This is a genomic window from Halorubrum sp. SS7, from assembly GCF_005435055.1.
Taxonomy (GTDB): domain Archaea; phylum Halobacteriota; class Halobacteria; order Halobacteriales; family Haloferacaceae; genus Halorubrum; species Halorubrum salinarum.
In genome coordinates this window covers 1-2,947 of the sequence record NZ_SGXV01000050.1, presented here as the reverse complement: position 1 = coordinate 2,947, position 2,947 = coordinate 1, and the positions used below count along the sequence as shown (strand labels likewise).

Here is a 2,947-nt window from a genome sequence, read left to right as displayed (position 1 = left end):
ACCTTAGCGTGAAGAGTGCGGCCGAGCAAGGGTGAGTTGGTGACTCGAAGATGCTCGACCGCGTGGTCGCGAAAACACGCGATCAGAAAGTATTTTTTCGTGAAGATACCCCGACCGAACAGCGTGTCGAAGCAGCGTTTTTGTATTAGCCGATCTCCCGTATCGGCGCGTTGAGCGGGTAGTCTGGCGCTCATACGAGGCCCTGCGCCGGTGGTATCAGGAGACCGCTGGGTCAAATCCTTCGCAGCTCTCCACAATGCCATCCCCTAGCCTTGACCCCCTCCTCGTATGAAGGGCCCTGTTCAAATCGTAATCGGGCGGGCGAGCCAACAGCTACGTTCAGTCCTGCTTTTCGCCAGGGTTCACAGCGCTACCAGTTGGTCTCACAGGGTGTTTGGTAGGCCTTTGGAGTGCTAATGCACTCACCCCAGCACCGATAGCGAGGACAGCTCCGATACCAAAGGTAAACGTCCACGAAGTAACGGTTACCAGCCAGCCGGCGACCGCGCCACCGAAGATACCACCCCACATTTTCCCAGAGTAGAGTAGCGCATAGTTCGACGAGGAGTGAGCCTCTCCATAATACTCACCGACCAAGCTTGGAAACAGCGTGTACTGCGGACTCCAGAAGAACGTTGCTAACACGACACTCCCCACGAACAAGACCGTTGACCCCGCTTGAGCGGCGAAAACCAGGCTGCCAACGCCGATTCCACACAAGGCAAATGAGACCGCCATGATGTATCGTCGGTCAAACCGGTCGGAGAGGTCGCCCATGACTAGGCGACCGATCCCGGCCGCAACGGGCAACATTGTCGCCGAGAGCGTGGCCGTATTCTCGGTTAACGACATCGCCTGCGCAAATGAGATCACCTTCGCAGTCACCATGAGACCAGCTCCGCTCACCGCAACGAACATTGCGTACATAAGCCAAAACTGCCAGGTTCGAGCTGTTTCGCGCCATGTATACTGAAAATTCGCCGCTGAGGCCTGATCGGCCGGAGCCTCGTTCGATTCTTTACTGTCCCTGAACCAGTTTGGCGGCGGATCCCGTAGCAGCACTGCCGTCAGGAGGACAACGACAAAGATGAGGACACCCATCAGTCGCAATACTCTGCTGTACGCGTCAACAGCAGCGTTGGCACGAACGAACGGGACAAACAGTGCTGCGCCACCGGCGAAAGCCATTGTCCCGACACCAGTGGTCAGCCCGCGGCGGTCGGGGAACCATTTCAGGGCTGTGTTCACCGCGACGGTGTACACGATGCCAACGCCGATCGCCCCCAGCGAGTACAGTACGTAGAGGTGCCACACTGTCGTTGCGTACGTGATACCGATGTATCCACCACCGGCGAGCACTGCTGCGATGGCGGTCAGGTTTCGCGGCCCGTGTCGGTCACGCCACCAGCCAACAGGAAACTGTGAGCCAGCCTGAAATATCACGAACAGCGTGAACACGAGCCCCAGTGCGGGCAATGCGATCCCGAGATCTCGCGCCAGCGGTCCTTCGATCGACGACCAGACGTATTGGTAGGGACTCACCACGCCCATCGAGCCCGCAGCAGCGACGATTAACCACCACCGCGAGAAACCCAAGTGGTCATGAGCTGCTGTGCCCGGATCGTCGGTCGTAGACCCAGCAGACGCGTGGGAATCATCCCCCGACATCGTTTCCGTACGGACTCTGTGCTGCGCGGTCAGCCTCGTCACGGTCGTTCCAGTGACACGCCGACCGGTGCCGCTCGGGGTCGGACTCGGCGCTCTGCTCGACCGGTTGGAGCGCTGGCTCATCGGCTTCGCACTCCTCGTCGATGTACTCCGGACAGCGGGTATGGAACGGACATCCCGATGGTGGGTCGATAGGACTTGGTGGATTCCCATCGAGATGGACGGTTCGCCGCCCCATTTCGCCGGTGATACTCGGAATTGCTGCCAGCAGTGACTTCGTGTAGGGATGAGCCGGTGCCTCAAAGATATCGTGTGTCGGCCCCTCCTCTACGATCTTTCCCAAATACATGACTGCGATACGATCACTGACGTGCCGCACCACTGATAGGTCGTGTGCGATAAAAACGTACGAGAGGCCGTACTCCTGGAGGTCTTCGAGCAGGTTCAGGATCTGTGCCTGGACGCTCACGTCGAGTGCGCTAACCGGCTCGTCGGCAATGATGAGTTTCGGTTCCACGGCAAGGGCACGCGCGATACCGACACGCTGGCGCTGGCCGCCGGAAAACTCGTGTGGATAGCGGTCGCGCAAGTCGGGTGAGAGGCCAACCTCCTCGAACAACTCGGCGACACGTTCGTCTTTGGCCTCACCAGTCGCGATGTCGTGGACCGCCAGCGGCTTGCCGACAATCTCCCCGACTGTTTTTCGTGGGTTCAGCGATGAAAGCGGATCCTGAAAGATGACCTGAACATCTTTTCGGAGCGCTTTCAGCCGGTCCCCTTCGGCGTCAGAGATCTCTTCACCGTCGAAATGGATGGTCCCAGCAGTCGGTTCGTAGAGTCGAGACAGTGTGCGCCCGAGGGTGGACTTCCCACACCCGGACTCACCGACCACACCGAGGGTTTCCCGCTCGGCGAGCGTCAGGTCTACCCCGTCGACGGCGTGAACCCACTCGTCATCACCGAACAGGCGGTCGAGGAAGCTCTGTTCAACTGGAAAGTGCTTTTTCAGGCCCTTCGCACTCAGCAGCGGTTCACCGCCCGACTCGGCTGACTGACCACCTGTGGTATCGGTGACTGATGATTCGAATTGGCTACTCATCTGTACTCCCCTCCGAAGTTGGGCCGCTGCGGGGTGACCAGATCGTCGCTGGCCTCGTGTTCTTGGATGAGTTGTTTCGCCTCCGCGTCGTCGACACGCTGGACCTCGTCCCCGTCGTTGGCAACCGCATCGTTATAGAGGTGACACCACGTTCGATGGCCGGGCTCCTCCGCTGAGTAG

At 59.3% G+C, this 2,947-nt stretch carries 4 protein-coding genes; all 4 read right to left on the bottom strand.

Annotated features, from left to right (window positions below; all coding sequences use genetic code 11):
• Positions 1-194, bottom strand: a 194-nt coding sequence (locus EXE44_RS21135; protein WP_206750393.1) for a hypothetical protein, incomplete at its 3' end; no start/stop codon positions are given.
• Between the two features lie 145 nt (positions 195-339).
• A complete protein-coding gene (locus tag EXE44_RS16270; protein ID WP_137706078.1) occupies positions 340-1,668 on the bottom strand; it encodes an OFA family MFS transporter in 1,329 nt (442 codons plus the stop codon).
• Positions 1,655-2,767: an ABC transporter ATP-binding protein gene (locus EXE44_RS16265; protein ID WP_137717943.1), complete on the bottom strand. Its 1,113-nt coding sequence runs from the start codon at positions 2,765-2,767 to the stop codon at positions 1,655-1,657. The genes EXE44_RS16270 and EXE44_RS16265 overlap by 14 nt, the downstream gene beginning before the upstream one ends.
• A partial coding sequence (locus EXE44_RS20330) for a hypothetical protein (protein ID WP_158293479.1) occupies positions 2,764-2,947 on the bottom strand: 184 nt, incomplete at its 5' end. The genes EXE44_RS20330 and EXE44_RS16265, both read right to left, overlap by 4 nt.